17 protein-coding genes are annotated in these 16,192 nt (G+C 36.3%); 9 read left to right on the forward strand and 8 right to left on the reverse strand.

The features are described from left to right. Positions 1 to 204: 204 nt before the first annotated feature. The gene (locus MKX96_RS18150; protein WP_340886374.1) at positions 205 to 1,398 is read right to left on the reverse strand and encodes a class I SAM-dependent rRNA methyltransferase; all 1,194 of its coding nucleotides are present in this window, start codon (positions 1,396 to 1,398) and stop codon (positions 205 to 207) included. A gap of 252 nt (positions 1,399 to 1,650) precedes the next feature. Here MKX96_RS18150 and MKX96_RS18155 point away from each other — a divergent pair, with 252 nt between their 5' ends. Continuing rightward, positions 1,651 to 1,890: a hypothetical protein gene (locus MKX96_RS18155; protein WP_251555282.1), complete on the forward strand. Its 240-nt coding sequence runs from the start codon at positions 1,651 to 1,653 to the stop codon at positions 1,888 to 1,890. A gap of 40 nt (positions 1,891 to 1,930) precedes the next feature. Further along, complete coding sequence (gene recQ, locus MKX96_RS18160; protein WP_340886378.1) at positions 1,931 to 3,697, forward strand: DNA helicase RecQ; 1,767 nt, start codon at positions 1,931 to 1,933, stop codon at positions 3,695 to 3,697. Here recQ and MKX96_RS18165 read toward each other — a convergent pair. After that, the gene (locus MKX96_RS18165) at positions 3,682 to 3,903 is read right to left on the reverse strand and encodes a DUF2187 family protein (RefSeq protein ID WP_169359263.1); all 222 of its coding nucleotides are present in this window, start codon (positions 3,901 to 3,903) and stop codon (positions 3,682 to 3,684) included. The two genes, recQ and MKX96_RS18165, sit on opposite strands and share 16 nt — an antisense overlap. Positions 3,904 to 4,151: 248 nt before the next feature. Here MKX96_RS18165 and MKX96_RS18170 point away from each other — a divergent pair, with 248 nt between their 5' ends. After that, positions 4,152 to 5,588: a DEAD/DEAH box helicase gene (locus MKX96_RS18170; protein WP_340886381.1), complete on the forward strand. Its 1,437-nt coding sequence runs from the start codon at positions 4,152 to 4,154 to the stop codon at positions 5,586 to 5,588. Positions 5,589 to 5,708: 120 nt separating this feature from the next. Here the strand turns inward: MKX96_RS18170 and MKX96_RS18175 are convergent, their stop codons facing one another. The 3 genes from MKX96_RS18175 to MKX96_RS18185 all read right to left on the reverse strand — a co-directional run bounded on the left by MKX96_RS18175 (position 5,709) and on the right by MKX96_RS18185 (position 7,918). Then, entirely contained in the window at positions 5,709 to 5,948 is a 240-nt protein-coding gene (locus tag MKX96_RS18175; protein WP_340886383.1) for a PepSY domain-containing protein, read from the reverse strand. A 296-nt stretch (positions 5,949 to 6,244) separates the two neighbouring features. After that, positions 6,245 to 6,418 (reverse strand): hypothetical protein, encoded by a 174-nt coding sequence (locus tag MKX96_RS18180; RefSeq protein WP_340886385.1) that lies wholly within the window; start codon positions 6,416 to 6,418, stop codon positions 6,245 to 6,247. A gap of 1,056 nt (positions 6,419 to 7,474) precedes the next feature. Next, entirely contained in the window at positions 7,475 to 7,918 is a 444-nt protein-coding gene (locus MKX96_RS18185; protein ID WP_340886387.1) for an NUDIX hydrolase, read from the reverse strand. Positions 7,919 to 8,055: 137 nt separating this feature from the next. Between MKX96_RS18185 and MKX96_RS18190 the strand changes: the two genes are divergently transcribed. From MKX96_RS18190 to MKX96_RS18205, 4 genes are all read left to right on the forward strand, one after another. Continuing rightward, complete coding sequence (locus MKX96_RS18190) at positions 8,056 to 9,144, forward strand: AI-2E family transporter (RefSeq protein WP_340886391.1); 1,089 nt, start codon at positions 8,056 to 8,058, stop codon at positions 9,142 to 9,144. Between the two features lie 11 nt (positions 9,145 to 9,155). Then, positions 9,156 to 9,602: a PH domain-containing protein gene (locus tag MKX96_RS18195; RefSeq protein ID WP_340886393.1), complete on the forward strand. Its 447-nt coding sequence runs from the start codon at positions 9,156 to 9,158 to the stop codon at positions 9,600 to 9,602. 9 nt (positions 9,603 to 9,611) lie between these two features. Continuing rightward, the gene (locus MKX96_RS18200) at positions 9,612 to 10,001 is read left to right on the forward strand and encodes a DnaJ family domain-containing protein (RefSeq protein WP_340886396.1); all 390 of its coding nucleotides are present in this window, start codon (positions 9,612 to 9,614) and stop codon (positions 9,999 to 10,001) included. Between the two features lie 145 nt (positions 10,002 to 10,146). Next, positions 10,147 to 10,701 carry a biotin transporter BioY gene (locus MKX96_RS18205; protein WP_340886398.1) on the forward strand — a complete coding sequence of 185 codons (555 nt, stop codon included), beginning with the start codon at positions 10,147 to 10,149 and terminating at the stop codon, positions 10,699 to 10,701. A 61-nt stretch (positions 10,702 to 10,762) separates the two neighbouring features. On the opposite strand, the gene MKX96_RS18210 is transcribed toward MKX96_RS18205, so the two are convergent. Continuing rightward, positions 10,763 to 10,975 (reverse strand): hypothetical protein, encoded by a 213-nt coding sequence (locus MKX96_RS18210; protein WP_169359254.1) that lies wholly within the window; start codon positions 10,973 to 10,975, stop codon positions 10,763 to 10,765. Then, positions 10,965 to 11,279, reverse strand: coding sequence for a DUF3243 domain-containing protein (locus MKX96_RS18215; RefSeq protein WP_169359253.1), 315 nt, complete (start codon positions 11,277 to 11,279; stop codon positions 10,965 to 10,967). The genes MKX96_RS18210 and MKX96_RS18215 overlap by 11 nt, the downstream gene beginning before the upstream one ends. Positions 11,280 to 12,244: 965 nt before the next feature. Between MKX96_RS18215 and MKX96_RS18220 the strand changes: the two genes are divergently transcribed. Continuing rightward, positions 12,245 to 12,592, forward strand: a complete 348-nt coding sequence (locus tag MKX96_RS18220; RefSeq protein ID WP_340886402.1) for a DUF6054 family protein — start codon at positions 12,245 to 12,247, stop codon at positions 12,590 to 12,592. A 147-nt stretch (positions 12,593 to 12,739) separates the two neighbouring features. Beyond that, the gene (locus tag MKX96_RS18225) at positions 12,740 to 14,896 is read left to right on the forward strand and encodes a YhgE/Pip domain-containing protein (RefSeq protein ID WP_340886405.1); all 2,157 of its coding nucleotides are present in this window, start codon (positions 12,740 to 12,742) and stop codon (positions 14,894 to 14,896) included. A 69-nt stretch (positions 14,897 to 14,965) separates the two neighbouring features. On the opposite strand, the gene pepT is transcribed toward MKX96_RS18225, so the two are convergent. Then, positions 14,966 to 16,192, reverse strand: coding sequence for a peptidase T (gene pepT, locus MKX96_RS18230; protein ID WP_340886409.1), 1,227 nt, complete (start codon positions 16,190 to 16,192; stop codon positions 14,966 to 14,968).

The following is a 16,192-nucleotide window of genomic DNA, read 5'->3' on the forward strand; positions in this document are numbered from 1 at the left end:
TTATATTTAAACCATTTATGAATTAGGCTCCGGCAGAAAACCTTGCAGAAACGAGCGAGAACCTTGCACAGATCGACTGAAACCTTGCACAAATCAGCTTAAACCTTGCGGAAACCATCAAGAACCTTGCAGTAACCAAAAACCTGCCCTTTCTCTTACCCCATTAGCATATCGAGCCTAGCCTAAGTAGTGCTTACGCTTTTATTATTTTGCCCGTATGAAAAGTACTTTTAAATAGTTACCTTCTTTGAAGAGTGGGGAAGTACGGAAATCACTTGGTAACGAGAATTCATCTTCAATGACATACTTTCGATTGCTTTCGTTAAATGCCTTTTCCACAAAGGTCTTAAATTTCTTCATGCCAAAGGTTGCATTGTTTGTGGAGGCAACAATTACCCCATTTTTTTCTGTTATCGTAATGGCATCCATTAACAATTTCGTATAATCCTTAGCGGAACTGAACGTATACTTCTTCGAGCGTGCAAAGCTAGGGGGATCTAAAATAACCATGTCAAAAGATAATTCTTTACGCTTTGCATATTTGAAGTAATCGAAGACATCCATCACGATAATATCCTGGTCTTCAACATTAATCCCGTTTATTTCAAATTGCTCTGTCGTTTTACTTAAACTACGTTTTGCTAAATCGACACTTGTTGTCTTTTTTGCACCGCCAGCTGCAGCAAATACAGAAAAAGCACCAGTATAGGAGAATGTATTGAGAACCGTTTTTCCTTTTGCATACTCATCGCGTATTTTTTTTCGAACCTCTCGCTGATCTAGGAAGACTCCAACCATCGCTCCATCGTTTAAGTAGATAGCAAAGTTTTCTCCATTTTCTTTTACTAAAAGAGGGAACTCCCCGCGTTCGCCTTTTACGAAATCATCGTCTTCTAAATACTGGCCCTTCGTATCGAAACGTTTTTTTTCATAAATTCCTTTATAAGAAGGAACAGTAGATTCTAAAGCTTTTAAGATTTGCTCCTTAAATGCATAAATCCCTTCACTGTACCAGCTGAGCAGATAAAATTCATCAAAATAATCAATCGTCAAACCGCCGATTCCGTCACCCTCTCCATTGAAGACACGGAAGGCGGTTGTATCATCGTTTTCATAGTAATCTTTTCGGTGCTTTAATGCATTGGTAATTTTATTTTGAAAGAAACCAGTATCAATTGTCTCTGCTTCATTTTTAGTAAGCAGCCAGCCAATTCCCTTATTTTGCTTCCCGACATAGCCTTTGCCTATAAACTTTCCTCCAGGATTTCTGAGCTTTAGAATTGTCCCATCTACCAACGAGTCCGTCTCGTGAAAGCCATCCTTCAGTAAAACAGGAACCCCCTTCTGTAAATCTTGTGCTAGAGAGTCTTTTACTTTAATATCTATTTCTTTTTGCATACATTTCATCCTTCTAGTTATGTTTTCTCTATTATCACATAACCAGCTATATTTAAAAAGGAACGAGGTTCCAGTTAATTCAGTAGCTTATAAATGACTTATATTACCTACAAGCATAAAATAGAGACTAATGGTTTTCCATACTTATAATGTAAAGTAGCTTCTAAATTAACTCGACGTTACACCCTCTTCGTCACATTCTTCCTATGAATTATGATATACTATTCTATATGTCGCGAAAGGAAGTTTGTTTTGAAAAAATCAAAAGTTATCATACCAATCATGGTAATTGTGGTCGTGTTGGCAGCCATTCTTTTATCTCAAGAAGAATATAATGAAGTCACTATTATAAATAAGATTCTTATCGCACTTGGTGCAGCTATTGTGTCCTCTTCCATAGGTTATATCCTCTTAAAACCAGACATCGACAAGGTAGATCCAAAACCATCAGCTAATCATACAGAGAATAAAAAGAAGGGAAGCGGAAAATAATCTGTTTCCCTTTTTACTTCACTAGATAGGAGCGACTAGCATGCTAGAAAATGCAACACAGTTACTACAGGAATATTATGGCTATGACTCTTTCAGAGAAGGGCAAGAGAAAGTAATCAATTATGTAATGAATGGCAAATCGAGCCTGTGTGTTATGCCTACTGGAGGTGGTAAATCTCTTTGCTATCAAATTCCCTCTCTATTATTAGATGGGACGACTATAGTAATTTCACCATTGATTTCCTTGATGAAGGATCAGGTGGATACCTTATTGCAGGCAGGTATACCCGCAACATTCATAAATAGTACATTATCTTCTGAAGAAGTACGAGAAACGATGGAAGAGGTTCTAAATGGCCAATATCGAATGCTTTATATAGCTCCAGAGCGTTTGGAATCACAAGCCTTTTTGAACCAATTAAAAAAAGTGAAGGTACCGTTAATTGCAGTCGATGAGGCACACTGTATCTCTCAGTGGGGTCATGATTTTCGTCCCAGCTACCGTGCGATTCATCGATTAAAGGATGTATTCACGGAACAGCCTGTTGTTCTTGCATTAACAGCAACAGCGACACCAGCTGTACGAGACGATATTTGTCGTTTATTACAAATTCGAGATGAAAATACGGTTATAACTGGATTTGCTCGCTCAAATCTATCGTTCTCTGTTGTGCTCGGCCAAGATAAGAATAAATTCTTAAAAGAATTTATTAAAAAGAATGCACAGGAAGTCGGCATTATATATGCAGCAACGAGAAAAACAGTAGATTTGTTATATGATTTATTAAACAAGGCAGGAGTCAAAGCGGCTAAATACCATGCCGGATTACCTGAGGCCTTTAGAAACAAGGAGCAGGAGCGGTTTCTTACAGATGAGGCACAGGTGATGGTTGCTACAAATGCCTTCGGAATGGGAATTGATAAATCGAATGTCCGATATGTCATTCACTATCAGCTTCCTAAAAACATGGAAAGTTATTATCAAGAGGCTGGAAGAGCTGGCCGAGATGGACTACCGAGTGAATGTGTGGTTCTCTATGCATCGCAGGATGTACAAACACAGCGATTCTTAATCGATCAGGCATTAGACCGAGATAGAATTCCTCAAGAATTAGAAAAACTACAAGGGATGGTAGATTATTGCCATACAGAAAACTGCTTACAGCAATATATTGTGCAATATTTTGGAGAGCCCAATGGAGATATTTGTGGTCAATGTGGAAATTGTACAGATTCTAGAGAAATGCAGGACGTTACAAAGGAAGTACAAATGGTTTTGTCTTGCGTGGTTAGAATGGGACAAAGATTTGGTAAGACGATTACCGCTCAGGTGCTAACAGGTTCAGAAAACAAAAAGGTAATAGAGTTTGGATTTCAAAAACTATCTACTTATGGGATATTAAAGGCTCAATCCTTAAAAGAAGTGTTAGGGCTTATGGAGTTTATGATTGCAGAAGGATTACTTCTAGTGAACCAGGGAAGTATGCCGACGATTTATATTTCGGATGCAGGAAAAGAAGTATTGTTAGGGAAGAGAAAGATCATGCGTAAGGGAGTAGCAGTCACAAAGCAGATTGCTAAGAATGACCCGTTATTTGAAGGGTTAAGAGTGCTTCGGAAAAAAATTGCGGACGAAGCTGGTGTTCCACCGTTTGTTATATTTTCTGATAAAACATTACAAGACATGTGCGTAAAGCGTCCGCAAACCGAAGATGAGTTACTAGATGTACATGGAGTTGGTGCTAATAAGCGTGACAAATATGGTCAAGCTTTTCTAGAAGAAATACTCCGTTATATCACCGTATAGTTTTTATGTGATACTACTGTAAGATTCGAAGGAACATTAATTTTCTTCGCATCCTCCATAGATATTTCGACAATAACAGATTGCTCTAGGATTTTAAAAATAGTACCTTGTACTTCAACATCATTGCGTGTAAAAGAGATCTTCTCATCAATTTTCCGTGCTGCCACGAAAGGTGAAACATCCTTAGGTTGTCGTTGGAAACTCATGTATCTGCCTCTTTTCTAATATATTCACTCACAGAGCGATATAGTAATTATACCACAAAATTGGGTTGAAAATTGTAGTTTAAGATTATTAAAAAGAGATTCCCTACGAATATTGTCGAATTGTAGTTTGGCCAATGACACTAGCACATTTTATGTTTGAGATTAACCCATTTGCACATGATAGAAGTAAGGCAAGAAAAAGAACGCGGAAGATAAATTAGGCTTTAACTAAGAGGAGATTATGCAGAATGCATTTTAACGAATTTAAATTAGATGATAAAATATTGCAAGCAATTGAACAACTAGGTTACACAGAGCCAACTGAAGTCCAACAAAAGGTAATCCCAGTAGCCTTGTCAAAGAAAGACATTCTGGTGAAATCGAAAACAGGTAGTGGGAAGACTGCAGCATTTGCCACTCCTTTATGTGAGCTAGTAGATTGGGAAGAAAATAAGCCACAAGCTTTAGTTTTAACCCCGACAAGAGAGCTTGCAGTGCAGGTTCAGGAAGACATCACAAATATCGGTCGCTATAAACGAATTAAAGGATTAGCGTTGTATGGAAAATCTCCATTTGCAAAGCAAAAGCTGGCATTAAAGCAAAAAACACATATTGTAGTTGGAACTCCAGGTCGTGTGTTAGATCATATAGAAAAAGGGACATTGGATGTATCCAAAATAGAATACTTAGTAATTGATGAAGCAGATGAAATGTTAAACATGGGCTTCCTTGAACAAGTAGAATCTATTATAAAACTGCTTCCTAAAAAACGTACGACTATGCTATTCTCTGCAACCTTGTCACAGGAGATAAAAACGTTGAGCGGCAGATATATGAATGATGCGGTATCAATAGAAATAGACGCAGCTGAAGAAGATGCGCCTAAAATTGAGCATTTAAAATATATAGTGAAAGATGACCAGAAGTTAGCCTTTATAGAAAAGCTGACGATTACAGAAAATCCGGATAGCTGTATTGTATTTTGCCGGACAAAAGAGCGTGTAGATCAATTAGTAGACGCATTAGACAATAAAGGCTATACGGCAGATAAGATTCACGGTGGTATGATGCAGGAAGATCGTTTTGAGGTAATGGATGATTTCAGAAAAGGTGAGTTCCGTTATTTGATCGCTACGGATGTCGCAGCACGTGGTATTGATATTGAAGATATTACGCACGTAGTACATTATGATGTGCCGTTAGAGCAAGAAAGCTATGTACATCGTACAGGTAGAACAGGAAGAGCTGGCAGAAGCGGAAAATCGATCATGCTTGCGACTCCTCATGAAGACAAATTTGTAAAAGAGATTGAAGCATTTATTGGCTTTGAAATTCCAACTGGTCGTGAAATTACGTCAGAAATGGTTGCTCAAAACAGAGCAGCGTTTGATTTGAAGATGCAGGAGCAGCCGGAGGCTAAGAAATCAAAAGGCGAGCAGCTGAATGTTAATATTACTAAGCTATATTTCAATGGTGGTAAGAAGAAGAAAATCAGAGCGGTAGACTTCGTAGGGACAATAGCCAAAATCGAGGGCGTTAGTGCTGACGATATAGGTATTATTACGATCCAAGATAACGTTTCATACGTTGAAATTCTCAATGGCAAAGGACCTCTTGTATTGAAAAAAATGAGAAACACAACGATTAAAGGTAAGCTTTTAAAAGTCCACATTGCGCATAAATAAGATATCTAATAGAAAACGAAAACTACCTCTAGAGAGTGATCTAGAGGTAGTTTTTTTGTTTGAATTAAAGGTTAGGAGGTTCTTCTAATTCTTTTGTACATACCTCATAAAAAGATTATATTATTTAAAAAAAAGTATCTCTTTTGAATACGGGTTGAACGTATACACTAGTGTTTGTGAATCTTTGAGAACAGTAATTCTATATACTTCTTTGCCAACGTCATGATCCATTAATTTCTTATGATCACTTTCTACTACTTTTACATTATATTCCGTCTCTATTATTTCCTTAGCTTCGTCATACGTATAATTAGGACTAGTCAATTCAAATAAAATAAACATACCTACTATTATAGCCATAAAAATAGTGGCCATTTAAAAACAAGGTGTTGTCTATCTTTAAGATATAAGATAAATACGCCGGAAAACAATACTAAAAAGGTGATAATTGGGAAGAAAACAAGATTTAAATACGGAATAGCAAATGCGTAAGCAACGGTTCTATTATAAAAATAAAAAGAGCATGAACTTGCGATAAGGAAGTAAAAAATCAAAATAAATATAGATTTTTTATTCATGATTTTTTCTCCGCTCCTTGTATATGAATTTTTCTGAGTTCCCTGATGAGTGAATATAATAGCTTAGATTTTAATGGATTAACTTTTATCATCTAACTTTTTCAATACGGTATCTAACTTTTGGTTAATTAGCTGTTTTTCTTTAGTTGAATTTCTCAAGCCTTTAATAGCTATAAAAATAATAGCAATAACTAGAACAATAAAAATTAAAAATATTAAAGTCGCTATAACATCATCCAGATTCAAAGTCATTAATTACACCCCCTAAATGCATTTACTCGTTCTATACACATATGCCAATTTTCATTAACGTCTTGTAATTACTTGTTTATTCTCCTCCAAAACAATGATGCCATAAGAAGCAGAACTCCAACGGATGCTCCAATAAGTTGGTCTACTAGAAGTTCATTCGTTCTAAAATAACGAATGACAAAAGTTCCACCGAAAATAATAATTATTGTAAAAGATAATTGAATAAAGTAAGTATTTATTTTAATAATGGTACCTCCTGCTTATCATTTTATAAAGGCTATGTTAAAGGGTAGGATTGATTTATGATTCAAAGAGATCTTAAAAGAGAGTAGAATTGATTTCCGCGCCAGCCGGACGCTTTCCTCGGGGTGAGCGATAAGTCATCACCCATCGCTTACGCGCGTGGTTGTGATGTCTTATCTGTCTCACTCATCCCGTAGGAGTCGCCGTCTGGCGCTCCAATCAATAAATTGGAACAACTTTAGCATCGATAAAGCGCCAATCAATTTACTTGCATAAACAAAGCTGAAAAACTGTAACCAACGTAATTTAGTCATCTATTTATGATTTTAATAGTAATTTGAATGTCCTTTTTATAATGTTTACAGTCACTATAAAAAAGAATTGTTAGTTAAAATCAACCAATAACTTAAACAAAGCTTTTATAAAAAATGTACAATTGACTTCTCTGTATCATTAGTTCAAGTTTAGTTTTTAACAACTTCTTTATATTTTAACATAAATATCCATTTTAAGTGGTTGTGAAATTGTTTTTTAAATAACCAAGAATAAGCGTTATGATCTGCTATACTAGGTCTATATTCCATGTTTAGGTAAGGATTTCCCGAATTTGAACATAAAGAAAAGTAAAAAAGAGGTCAGCATCATCTCCTAGACGCTGACCTTTTCTTCTCTGTTATAATTGCTATCCAATTTTTCATCTATAAAATAATTGGAGATAATTGAATGACAATCTATTTTTTTAGAAATACTAAAATTATAGAAGTTTCATACATAATGTGAGTAGTATTTGCATTGAATTATGTTATGGAGACGTTAATTCAATAACTCGTCCTCTATAAAGGTACGATAGGATGCTAGGATACCGTTCGGTAGGTTATTCGGTGGAAAAAATTGAAGTGAGATAGATTCTAATTCATCCGGTGTAAGTAGGCCTTCATATTCATTGGTTTTGTAAACGATAGTAACCGAATAAAAGGTATCACCATTTGGATTTTCTATATAATAATCAGGACCCGAGTAAACTTGGCAAAGTGTCAGCTTTCCAATACGCAAGCCAGTCTCCTCTAAAACCTCTCGATGTGCAGTGTCTTCCAGGCTTTCACCAAGTTCCATTAATCCTCCAGGTAGACCATAAATGCCAGGTGCTCTTTCTTGAAGTAACACTTCATTGTGTTCATTTAGTATTAGCACAACTGAACCAGGCAGTATTAGTGGCTGATGCCCAACATATTGGCGTAATTTTTTATAGTATTCCAAGAGTCTCCCCCTATTCAAGTTAAGAATTATTAACAGTTTACTATAAAAATGGTACGATACGTATAATGATGAAACTTACCTTATGATAATTCGTATATAAGATTATGTTAAACCTACATGGAGGATGTGAAAGTTAGTTGACTAAAAAGCTTTGGTTCCAGGTTGGAACCGCAATATTATTTACTTTATTAATTATTTTTATGTTTATGCAGGTTAAATCGATCTTTTCCCCTTTTCTAACAATTGCCCAGGCTATTTTTATGCCGCTGTTATTGGGTGGGGTATTATTCTATTTATCCAGACCACTTCAAAAATGGCTAGAATCGAAAAAATTTCCACGATGGGCTAGTATTATATCAGTATTTGTTGTAATTGGTCTCCTTATTTGGGGATTCATTGCATTATTAAGTCCTGTCCTAACAAAACAGGTGAATGCGTTGGTAGATAATACACCTGAGATGGTAGAAGAGGTAGAGGAATTCGTTAATTATTCCATCTCCCAAAGAAAAAAATTTGGTGAACTGCCAGAGGCAATTCAAACTACGATAGATAGTGCAAGTGGAAAAATAGAAACGATAGCAGTATCTGCTGGCGGTTTGATAGTTAAGTTCGTCCAGAATGTATTCCAAGGAGTATTTTTATTGGTGCTTGTACCATTCTTCCTGGTCTATATGCTGAAGGATCATGAAAAATTTGTCCCTTTCATTACACAGTTTTTCAAAGGGGAGAAGAGGACCTTTATACGTAAAACCTTATCGGATATAGATGATACTCTTCGCTCATACGTTCAAGGACAATTATTCGTGAGTTTTTTAGTGGGAGTCATGCTATTTATCGGATATAAGATAATTGGTCTAGAATATTCCTTACTACTAGCTTTATTTGGGATGATTATGAATGTTATTCCATTCCTAGGGCCATATATATCCCTAGTTCCTGCTGTTATTATTGCTTTAATTCAAGATCCTAAACTAGCTATCTACGTAGCGATTGTAATGCTTGTGGCTCAGCAAATTGAAAGTAACTTCATTACTCCAAACGTGATGGGAAAATCCTTGGATATTCATCCATTAACGGTTATTACGATTATTTTAGCAGCTGGAAATATAGCAGGTTTAATGGGAATCATTTTAGGGGTTCCAACCTATGCAGTTATTAAAGCTATTTTAAAGAATATATATGCACATAGGGAAGGGATTAAGGATACAGCCACGAAATCTGTCTAGGAGGGGATGGAATGACCTTTAAATCTAAAATTGATAAAACCTTTGCTTATTTTATAGGGGTAGCAATTTTTATAATAGCACTTGCTACACTTGTACCCGCCTTATATGAAATCTTTTCAGATGATGTAGATGTAAAAGCAGTGGTTATTATCAGTATTCTATTTATCATGTGTGTTGGATTTATTTTGTGGATAACCTTTGATATTGAGTATTCTTTTAGGGAGAAGTACTTATTTATTAAAGGAGGTCCGTTTAAAAGTAAAATTCCTTATGAGGATATAACCAAAGTGAATAAAACATCTCAAATTTTAGCTGGTTATCGAATTCTATCTTCTAAAGACGCGTTAGAAATTCATTATAAAAAAGCAGTGCTTGGAAGTGTAATTATCTCACCTAGCGAACAGCAGAAATTTTTAAGAATTTTGTCTGAAAAAGCACCACACATCTCTATGAAATGAGGTTTGATGATGGATAAGGACGATTATACACCACCGGTTAACGATTTAATGGGTGATATTCTTAGGAACTATGAAAAGTCTGGAGGCATGGATCGTATCAAGGGAATGGGTCAACCGATTTCGGATGAATATTTCTCAGGAGACATTTTTCAGCACTTTCAAAAGATAGCCAAAGATGCTGGGTACAAACCACACTGGCTTAAGCTACAGCATGAAATTCGTGATGAGTTACAGGATATAGCGTCTAACTATACACATGGTATTAAAGAAGGACTCCATTTTCGAATTACTAAAGTAAATGAAAAAATTATGGCTTATAACAAGTCATGTCCGCCTCCTATGCAAAAGAGTACAGTACGATTAGAATCAGTAGAAAATGTAGTGATTCGTTGGTTGTAAGCATTGCTAGACAGACTTGCTTCAAATAAAAAAAGAAACCGAGAATTAATCCTTCGGTTTCTTTTTTTATTTTGTTCTCTTTTACCCACCTTTGTGTTAACCTATATTTGTAAGTGGTTAACACAAATAAAAAGGGGAAGAAATTATGAGAAATGAACGTTTGAAAATGATGATTACTGCTGCTATGTTTGCTGGCATTATTGCCGTAGCTGCTCAGATCATGATCGCTATACCGCCTGTACCATTTTCACTCTTAACGATTGCTGTTATGTTAACGGCTACTATTTTACCGAAGGAATATGCGTGTCTTGCTATTATCATCTATATATTACTTGGACTAGGTGGCATACCTGTTTTTGCTGGCATGACAGGTGGACCAGGCATATTACTCGGTCCAACGGGAGGATATATTTTAGCTACGCTTCCAGCTGTGGTATGTATAAGTTTTCTGTTAGACATGTTTGGTCATAACAAATTTGTGGCTATTGGAGCTAATATGCTTAGTGTATTAATTATCCTATCGATCGGTATGGTTTGGTTAAAAATAGTTACAGGTATTTCATGGGAAGGTGCCTTTAAAGGTGGAATGTTAATTTTTCTTATTCCCGATTTAGTAAAATCAATAGTTGCAGCACTACTAGGAGTGGTTATTAGACGTCGTTTGGTCCAAGCTAAATTGATTAGGGCTACTCCTCTTTAATAAAAAAAGAATGCTCCAAGGGGAAAGGAGCATTCTTTTTTATTTCTAGGTTGGAGAAACATTATCTAGGAGGAAATCGTTCTTCGCTAGAAGAACGGTTTTTCGTGTGGGTATGATCTCTTTCGTCTTGAACTTGAATATTCAAATCCTCTACAGAGATTGCATCAACAGTTTGCATATCCTCATGCATATCGAACAGGCTGACTTTGGTCGTCTTTACCCTATCAGGATTGTCTAATAGACGACCATCTGCCTCTTCTCGTTTATCCTTCATGTTTCGTAAGTTTTAAAAGCATTTGGCTAAGTGCTTGCTTCTCATCTTTGTCAGCAGTTTTCCATAGTTGCTGTAAAAGATGTTCTTCACGGTTTCTAGGTTCTTCGTGTGCTGCAAGATAACCTGCGACTTTCTCGGTTGCTTTTGCAAGGGTCTCATCACTTAGACCCATTTTTTCACCCATTTTAACTTTGTCAGCTAGATAATCCTTAAATGTAGTAAAGCTTTTTAGGATATTATTTTTTTCGTCTGTACTGAAGCTTTCTAATGCTACTTCCACTTGTTTGTCTATTTTTCGATCCATTCTTTCTCACTCCTTTTTTTTGGGATTGTTATTAGCTATTCCCGAAGCTAAAAGGAATATGCATTTTAGTTTTACAATAAAGTTATTGGCAAACTGTTAAAAGGGGAGTGTAATCGATAAACACCTAATAATGGTGTTTTATTTTGATTTCTACTCTGGCAAAAGTTTACTTGTGAAAAGAGATAATAAGCCGTCACCAATCTTCGGCTGCTAAATATAAACTCAACTTGGGTAAGTAAAAAATTACATTTATAAAAATGGTTGACATACTAATTGAAAATGATTATCATTATCGTATAGAGCTTACTCAATAGAGAAGGTTCTTACCAGCAACTTTTCTCCAAAGTACAGCTGAGTATTTATTACGACTTAACCCCCTCAACGTTAAGTTCGTCCCTTGAAAAGCGGCATCCGCGTGGATGTCGCTTTTTTTTACGCGATAAAACAAATAAGGCGGCGACGTAACTATCAATAAATAGAAAGTGTTCGCTGTAACGGTGAACAACCTACAGGTATTGGAATGGTAATATTTGGTAGACCAACCTATAGTTTTATATAAGTTTAAAAAGAAATTATCGTGGAAGACTTAAAATAATTGACAAAAAAATTATGAAGTCAAGCTCGTAAAGAAAAAAACAAATAATTGATTGTATGAAATTATTATGTGTAATTTATCAGGCATTATTAATAATATACAAAAACAAGGATTTACAAATTTATCGCATGTATTTACTGAGACTTTGGCGGCCATTCTAACTGGGAATTATCTTCACTGTACATCCAATCAATTGAGAAATGCACCAGATGTGCTAGCATGAACTACAGTTTAAAAAAGAGCATATAGTATAAGGTAAAATCGTTTAAGCAATCTTGCGTTGTACCAATTATCACTTATGTAATAATGACTTGTGACATGGAACCTTTTTAACTTCCAAACCGTAGAAGTTAGAAAGGGGGCGGTTATTATGAAAGACGTACGAGAATTTTATGTAGATATTACACCTATTGAGGCATTAAGGGTAATAGAACAATCAATTGTCACAGGATCTATATCTGGTAAGGTGTTAGACGTATATAAGCGCTCTGTAGGAGACCAAGAGATAGTTGTTTGTGTAATAGAAAAATTCTATTATCGAACAAGTAATAGAGCATCTTTAACTATCACATTAGACAATTTAGAGGAATTTACCAAGGTTCATGCAGTAGCCTCTGGTGGTGGGGCAGGAGCATTTATGCGGTTTGATTGGGGAGCTGGCAGTAATTTTGTAGAGGGTGTAAGCCGTGCGTTGGACCAATATATTGTTGAACAGTGAAATTTTGATAATTTTTGTCTAAAATTACTATTTAACAAAAATAATGAAAAATCTAAAAATTTAAAATATAATTAATGTAGGAATAAAAATGAATGAGTATTCATTTTTTGTTTCTACATTTTTTTAATTTAAAATAGGGGGTTATGTATGGGTGCGTTCAAATTGTTGGGCGTGGAATTATCCAAGCTAACAGAGAAAAAAGGGGTATTATTTTCACTCATTGGAGTTTTGCTAATTCCAATTGTCTATGCAGCAGTGTTGTTATCTGCTACATGGGATCCGTATGACAATCTAGATAATTTACCTGTAGCGTTTGTTAATAATGATGCAGGTGCTGAATCAGGGGGAGCCCCAATAAACGTGGGGAATGATTTAGTGGCAGATTTGAAGCAAAATCCAGCATTAGGATGGGATTTTGTATCGAAAGAGGAAGCCGAAAAAGGACTCAAGAGTCAGAAGTATTATATGACTATTGAAATTCCAGAGGACTTTTCTAGCAAGGTAACAACTGTGCTAGATGCTAATCCACAGGTAGCAGAAATAATTTATACACAAAATGAAGGGCTAAACTTCATGGCTTCACAGGTCACGAAAAGTGCCACAGAAAAAATTCGTGAACAGCTAGGAAACAAAATTACGGAAACCTACACCAAAACATTATTTGCTCGATTTGGTGATATTTCTAATGGATTTGCTTCTGGTGCTGATGGTTCTAACAAATTGTATGAGGGTACAACAAGTCTTTCGGCAGGTACAAGTCAACTGCTACAATCTTTAAACGAAAAATCAGGAGATGTTCAGAAGCTTGCAGTTGGAGCTAAAACTGCTGAGGATGGAGCTAGCCAATTACTTAGCTCGATTAAAAGTGGAGAGAATGATATTAAAAAGCTGGCTGTAGGATCAAAAGAGGTTGTGAAGGGCTTAGATTCTCTAAAAGCTGGATCTGACCAGGTATTGAATGGTTTAAAGACTGTTAACACAGGCAGTTCCACATTATCTGCAGGTTTAGAAAAACAGTTGAAACCAGGGGCAGAGCAGTTAGCAGGTGGAATTGCTAAAGTGACGGAATCTACGAAAACGCTTTCAGGAGGATCTCAAAATCTTACGGAAGGCCTGAAGGGTTATTTAGCAAAACATCCTGAGCTTGCAAAAGATGTGGAATTTATGACTCTTGTAGGTACAAGTGATGCAATTTCAAAAGGTCTCACTCAATTTGATCAGCAAGTTCAACCATTAAAGCAGGGTGCTGACGCTTTAGTTGCGGGAGCGACTCAGCTTACCACAGGCTCTAAGCAGCTGAATGCTGGGATCAATCAACTTGTAGAAGGACAAACGGTAGCTAATGCTGGGATCAATCGACTTAAAACAGGGGCAAATCAAGTGGCTAATGGGAATGCCACTGTTGCAAGTTCTTGGACGAAGATTGGCAATGCAGTTACTGATTTAAAGGCAGGGCTTACACAAATTAGTGATGGTAACCAAACTGTTGCGGTTGGTTGGGAGACAATGACTTTAGGGGTAACATCACTAAACGATGGTGCAAATCAATTGCAATCTGGAAGCCAAGAGCTTCAAACTGGCTTAGCAGGTGGAGCGGAACAAGTAAATGGTATTCAGGTGAGTGAAGCTAATATAGCTAAATTCTCTAATCCGGTTAGTTTTAAGGGGGAGACGGTGAACAGCTATAATTATTACCGTGATTCTACGGCTCCATATATTATTTCTTTAGCTTTATTTGTTGGAATTTTAATATTATCTTTTATCGTTGATTTCAAAAGACCAGTTACTTTGCCAGGTTCATTATTTAGCTGGTATGCAAGTAAACTTATGCAACTTTCATTATTTGCAGTTGCTCAAGGTTTATTAGTATCTTTATTTTCATTATTCTTCTTGAAACTTCAGGTTACTAATGCGGGATTATTTGTACTGTTTACTGTTTTTGTAAGTCTAGCGTTTATGTCTATTGTATTCTTCTTGATAGCATTAGGAGGTAATATTGGTCGATTTATTGCTCTAGCATTCATCGTTCTTCAATTATCTACAACAGGCTCGAACCTACCAATACCTATGTTACCGGAGAACTTACAAGCGCTTAGTAAATTCTTACCGCTAACGTATTCTAATGCAGGGCTTAAATCCGTTATTTCTTTAGGCGATCCAGGGTTTATGCTGGCAAATGGTTTTGTACTTCTAATTTGCTTAGTGGCATTCCTTGTACTGACATTTATCGTATTTGCTGTCAGCTACAAGCATGTATCTCGCTACATTGCAGAAAGAAATCCAGTAACAGAAGCTACAGTGTAATAAGATATGCTAAAACGATAAAAGAGACACTCGCTAATATGGCAAGTGTCTCTTTTATCTATAGCTTAGTTATGCTTTATTTTCAAAGGTTTGAATAATCCCTTTCATTACTTCTGTAGCTTTTTCCATTGCATTTATAGAGATATACTCATATTTCCCATGATAGTTTTCTCCACCTGTAAAGATGTTTGGTGTTGGCATACCCATGAAGGAAAGCTGAGAGCCATCTGTCCCACCACGGATAGGAATGATTAATGGTTCTATGTCTAAAGAAATCATAACATCCTTAGCAATATCTACAATTTCCATAACAGGTGTAATTTTTTCACCCATATTATAATACTGATCTCTTACATCCACCACGATTGCGTGTTCTCCGTATTCAGCTTTCAATTTTTCTGCCACATCTAGAAACAGTTGTTTTTTAGCTTCGAATTTTTGACGGTCGTGATCACGAATAATGTAGCCTAGCTCTGATTTTTCTACATCCCCGTTAATGGACATTAAGTGAATAAAGCCTTCGTTCCCACTAGTTTTCTCTGGAACTTCATCCACAGGCATATGGGATTGGAATTTAGTTGCCATCGTAATGGAGTTCACCATTTTTCCTTTAGCAGAGCCAGGATGCACACTAGTCCCATGAGTTATAACTTTTACACTAGCGGCGTTAAAGCTCTCATACTGCAGTTCTCCAACTGGACCTCCGTCCATCGTGTACGCGTATTTTGCCCCGAACTTTTCTACGTCAAACTTATGTGGTCCTCGACCTATTTCCTCATCTGGTGTAAAGGCCACACGAATTTTCCCGTGTTTTACTTCTGGATTCTGAAGGAAGTATTCCATAGCAGTCATGATAATAGCTATACCTGCTTTGTTGTCAGCTCCTAATAAGGTCGATCCATTTGTAGTCATTAGTGTTTGACCAACGTACTTTGTTAATTCAGGGAAGTCTGCAATTGACATAACAGTATTCTTATTCAGTTGAATGTCTCGACCGTCATAGCTTTCAATTAGCTGAGGATTTACATTTTTTCCTGTGTAATCTGTTGCTGTATCCACATGTGCCAAAAAGCCGATTGTAGGTATATCCTTATTTGTGTTAGCTGGTAGAGATGCAAACAAGTATCCATTATCATCTAACGTGATCTCTTCCATCCCAAGTTCTGCTAATTCCTTCTCCAATAAATGAAGTAAGTCCCACTGACCTTCAGTAGAAGGACAAGAAGAGCTAGCGGCATTGGATTGTGTATCTATTTTAGTGTATCTAGTTAATCGATCGATAAGAATTTCTTTCAT

It is taken from the genome of Psychrobacillus sp. FSL W7-1493 (assembly GCF_038004905.1).
In the GTDB taxonomy this organism is placed as follows: domain Bacteria; phylum Bacillota; class Bacilli; order Bacillales_A; family Planococcaceae; genus Psychrobacillus.

Bases quoted from the DNA above. Each gene is read 5' to 3' on its own strand.
- MKX96_RS18150 (WP_340886374.1), bottom strand. From the start codon at position 1,398: ATGCAAAAAGAAATAGATATTAAAGTAAAAGACTCTCTAGCACAAGAT.
- recQ (WP_340886378.1), top strand. From the start codon at position 1,931: ATGCTAGAAAATGCAACACAGTTACTACAGGAATATTATGGCTATGAC.
- MKX96_RS18165 (WP_169359263.1), bottom strand. From the start codon at position 3,903: ATGAGTTTCCAACGACAACCTAAGGATGTTTCACCTTTCGTGGCAGCA.
- MKX96_RS18170 (WP_340886381.1), top strand. From the start codon at position 4,152: ATGCATTTTAACGAATTTAAATTAGATGATAAAATATTGCAAGCAATT.
- MKX96_RS18175 (WP_340886383.1), bottom strand. From the start codon at position 5,948: ATGGCTATAATAGTAGGTATGTTTATTTTATTTGAATTGACTAGTCCT.
- MKX96_RS18180 (WP_340886385.1), bottom strand. From the start codon at position 6,418: ATGACTTTGAATCTGGATGATGTTATAGCGACTTTAATATTTTTAATT.
- MKX96_RS18195 (WP_340886393.1), top strand. From the start codon at position 9,156: ATGACCTTTAAATCTAAAATTGATAAAACCTTTGCTTATTTTATAGGG.
- MKX96_RS18200 (WP_340886396.1), top strand. From the start codon at position 9,612: ATGGATAAGGACGATTATACACCACCGGTTAACGATTTAATGGGTGAT.
- MKX96_RS18205 (WP_340886398.1), top strand. From the start codon at position 10,147: ATGAGAAATGAACGTTTGAAAATGATGATTACTGCTGCTATGTTTGCT.
- MKX96_RS18210 (WP_169359254.1), bottom strand. From the start codon at position 10,975: ATGAAGGATAAACGAGAAGAGGCAGATGGTCGTCTATTAGACAATCCT.
- MKX96_RS18215 (WP_169359253.1), bottom strand. From the start codon at position 11,279: ATGGATCGAAAAATAGACAAACAAGTGGAAGTAGCATTAGAAAGCTTC.
- MKX96_RS18220 (WP_340886402.1), top strand. From the start codon at position 12,245: ATGAAAGACGTACGAGAATTTTATGTAGATATTACACCTATTGAGGCA.
- MKX96_RS18225 (WP_340886405.1), top strand. From the start codon at position 12,740: ATGGGTGCGTTCAAATTGTTGGGCGTGGAATTATCCAAGCTAACAGAG.
- pepT (WP_340886409.1), bottom strand. From the start codon at position 16,192: ATGAAAGAAATTCTTATCGATCGATTAACTAGATACACTAAAATAGAT.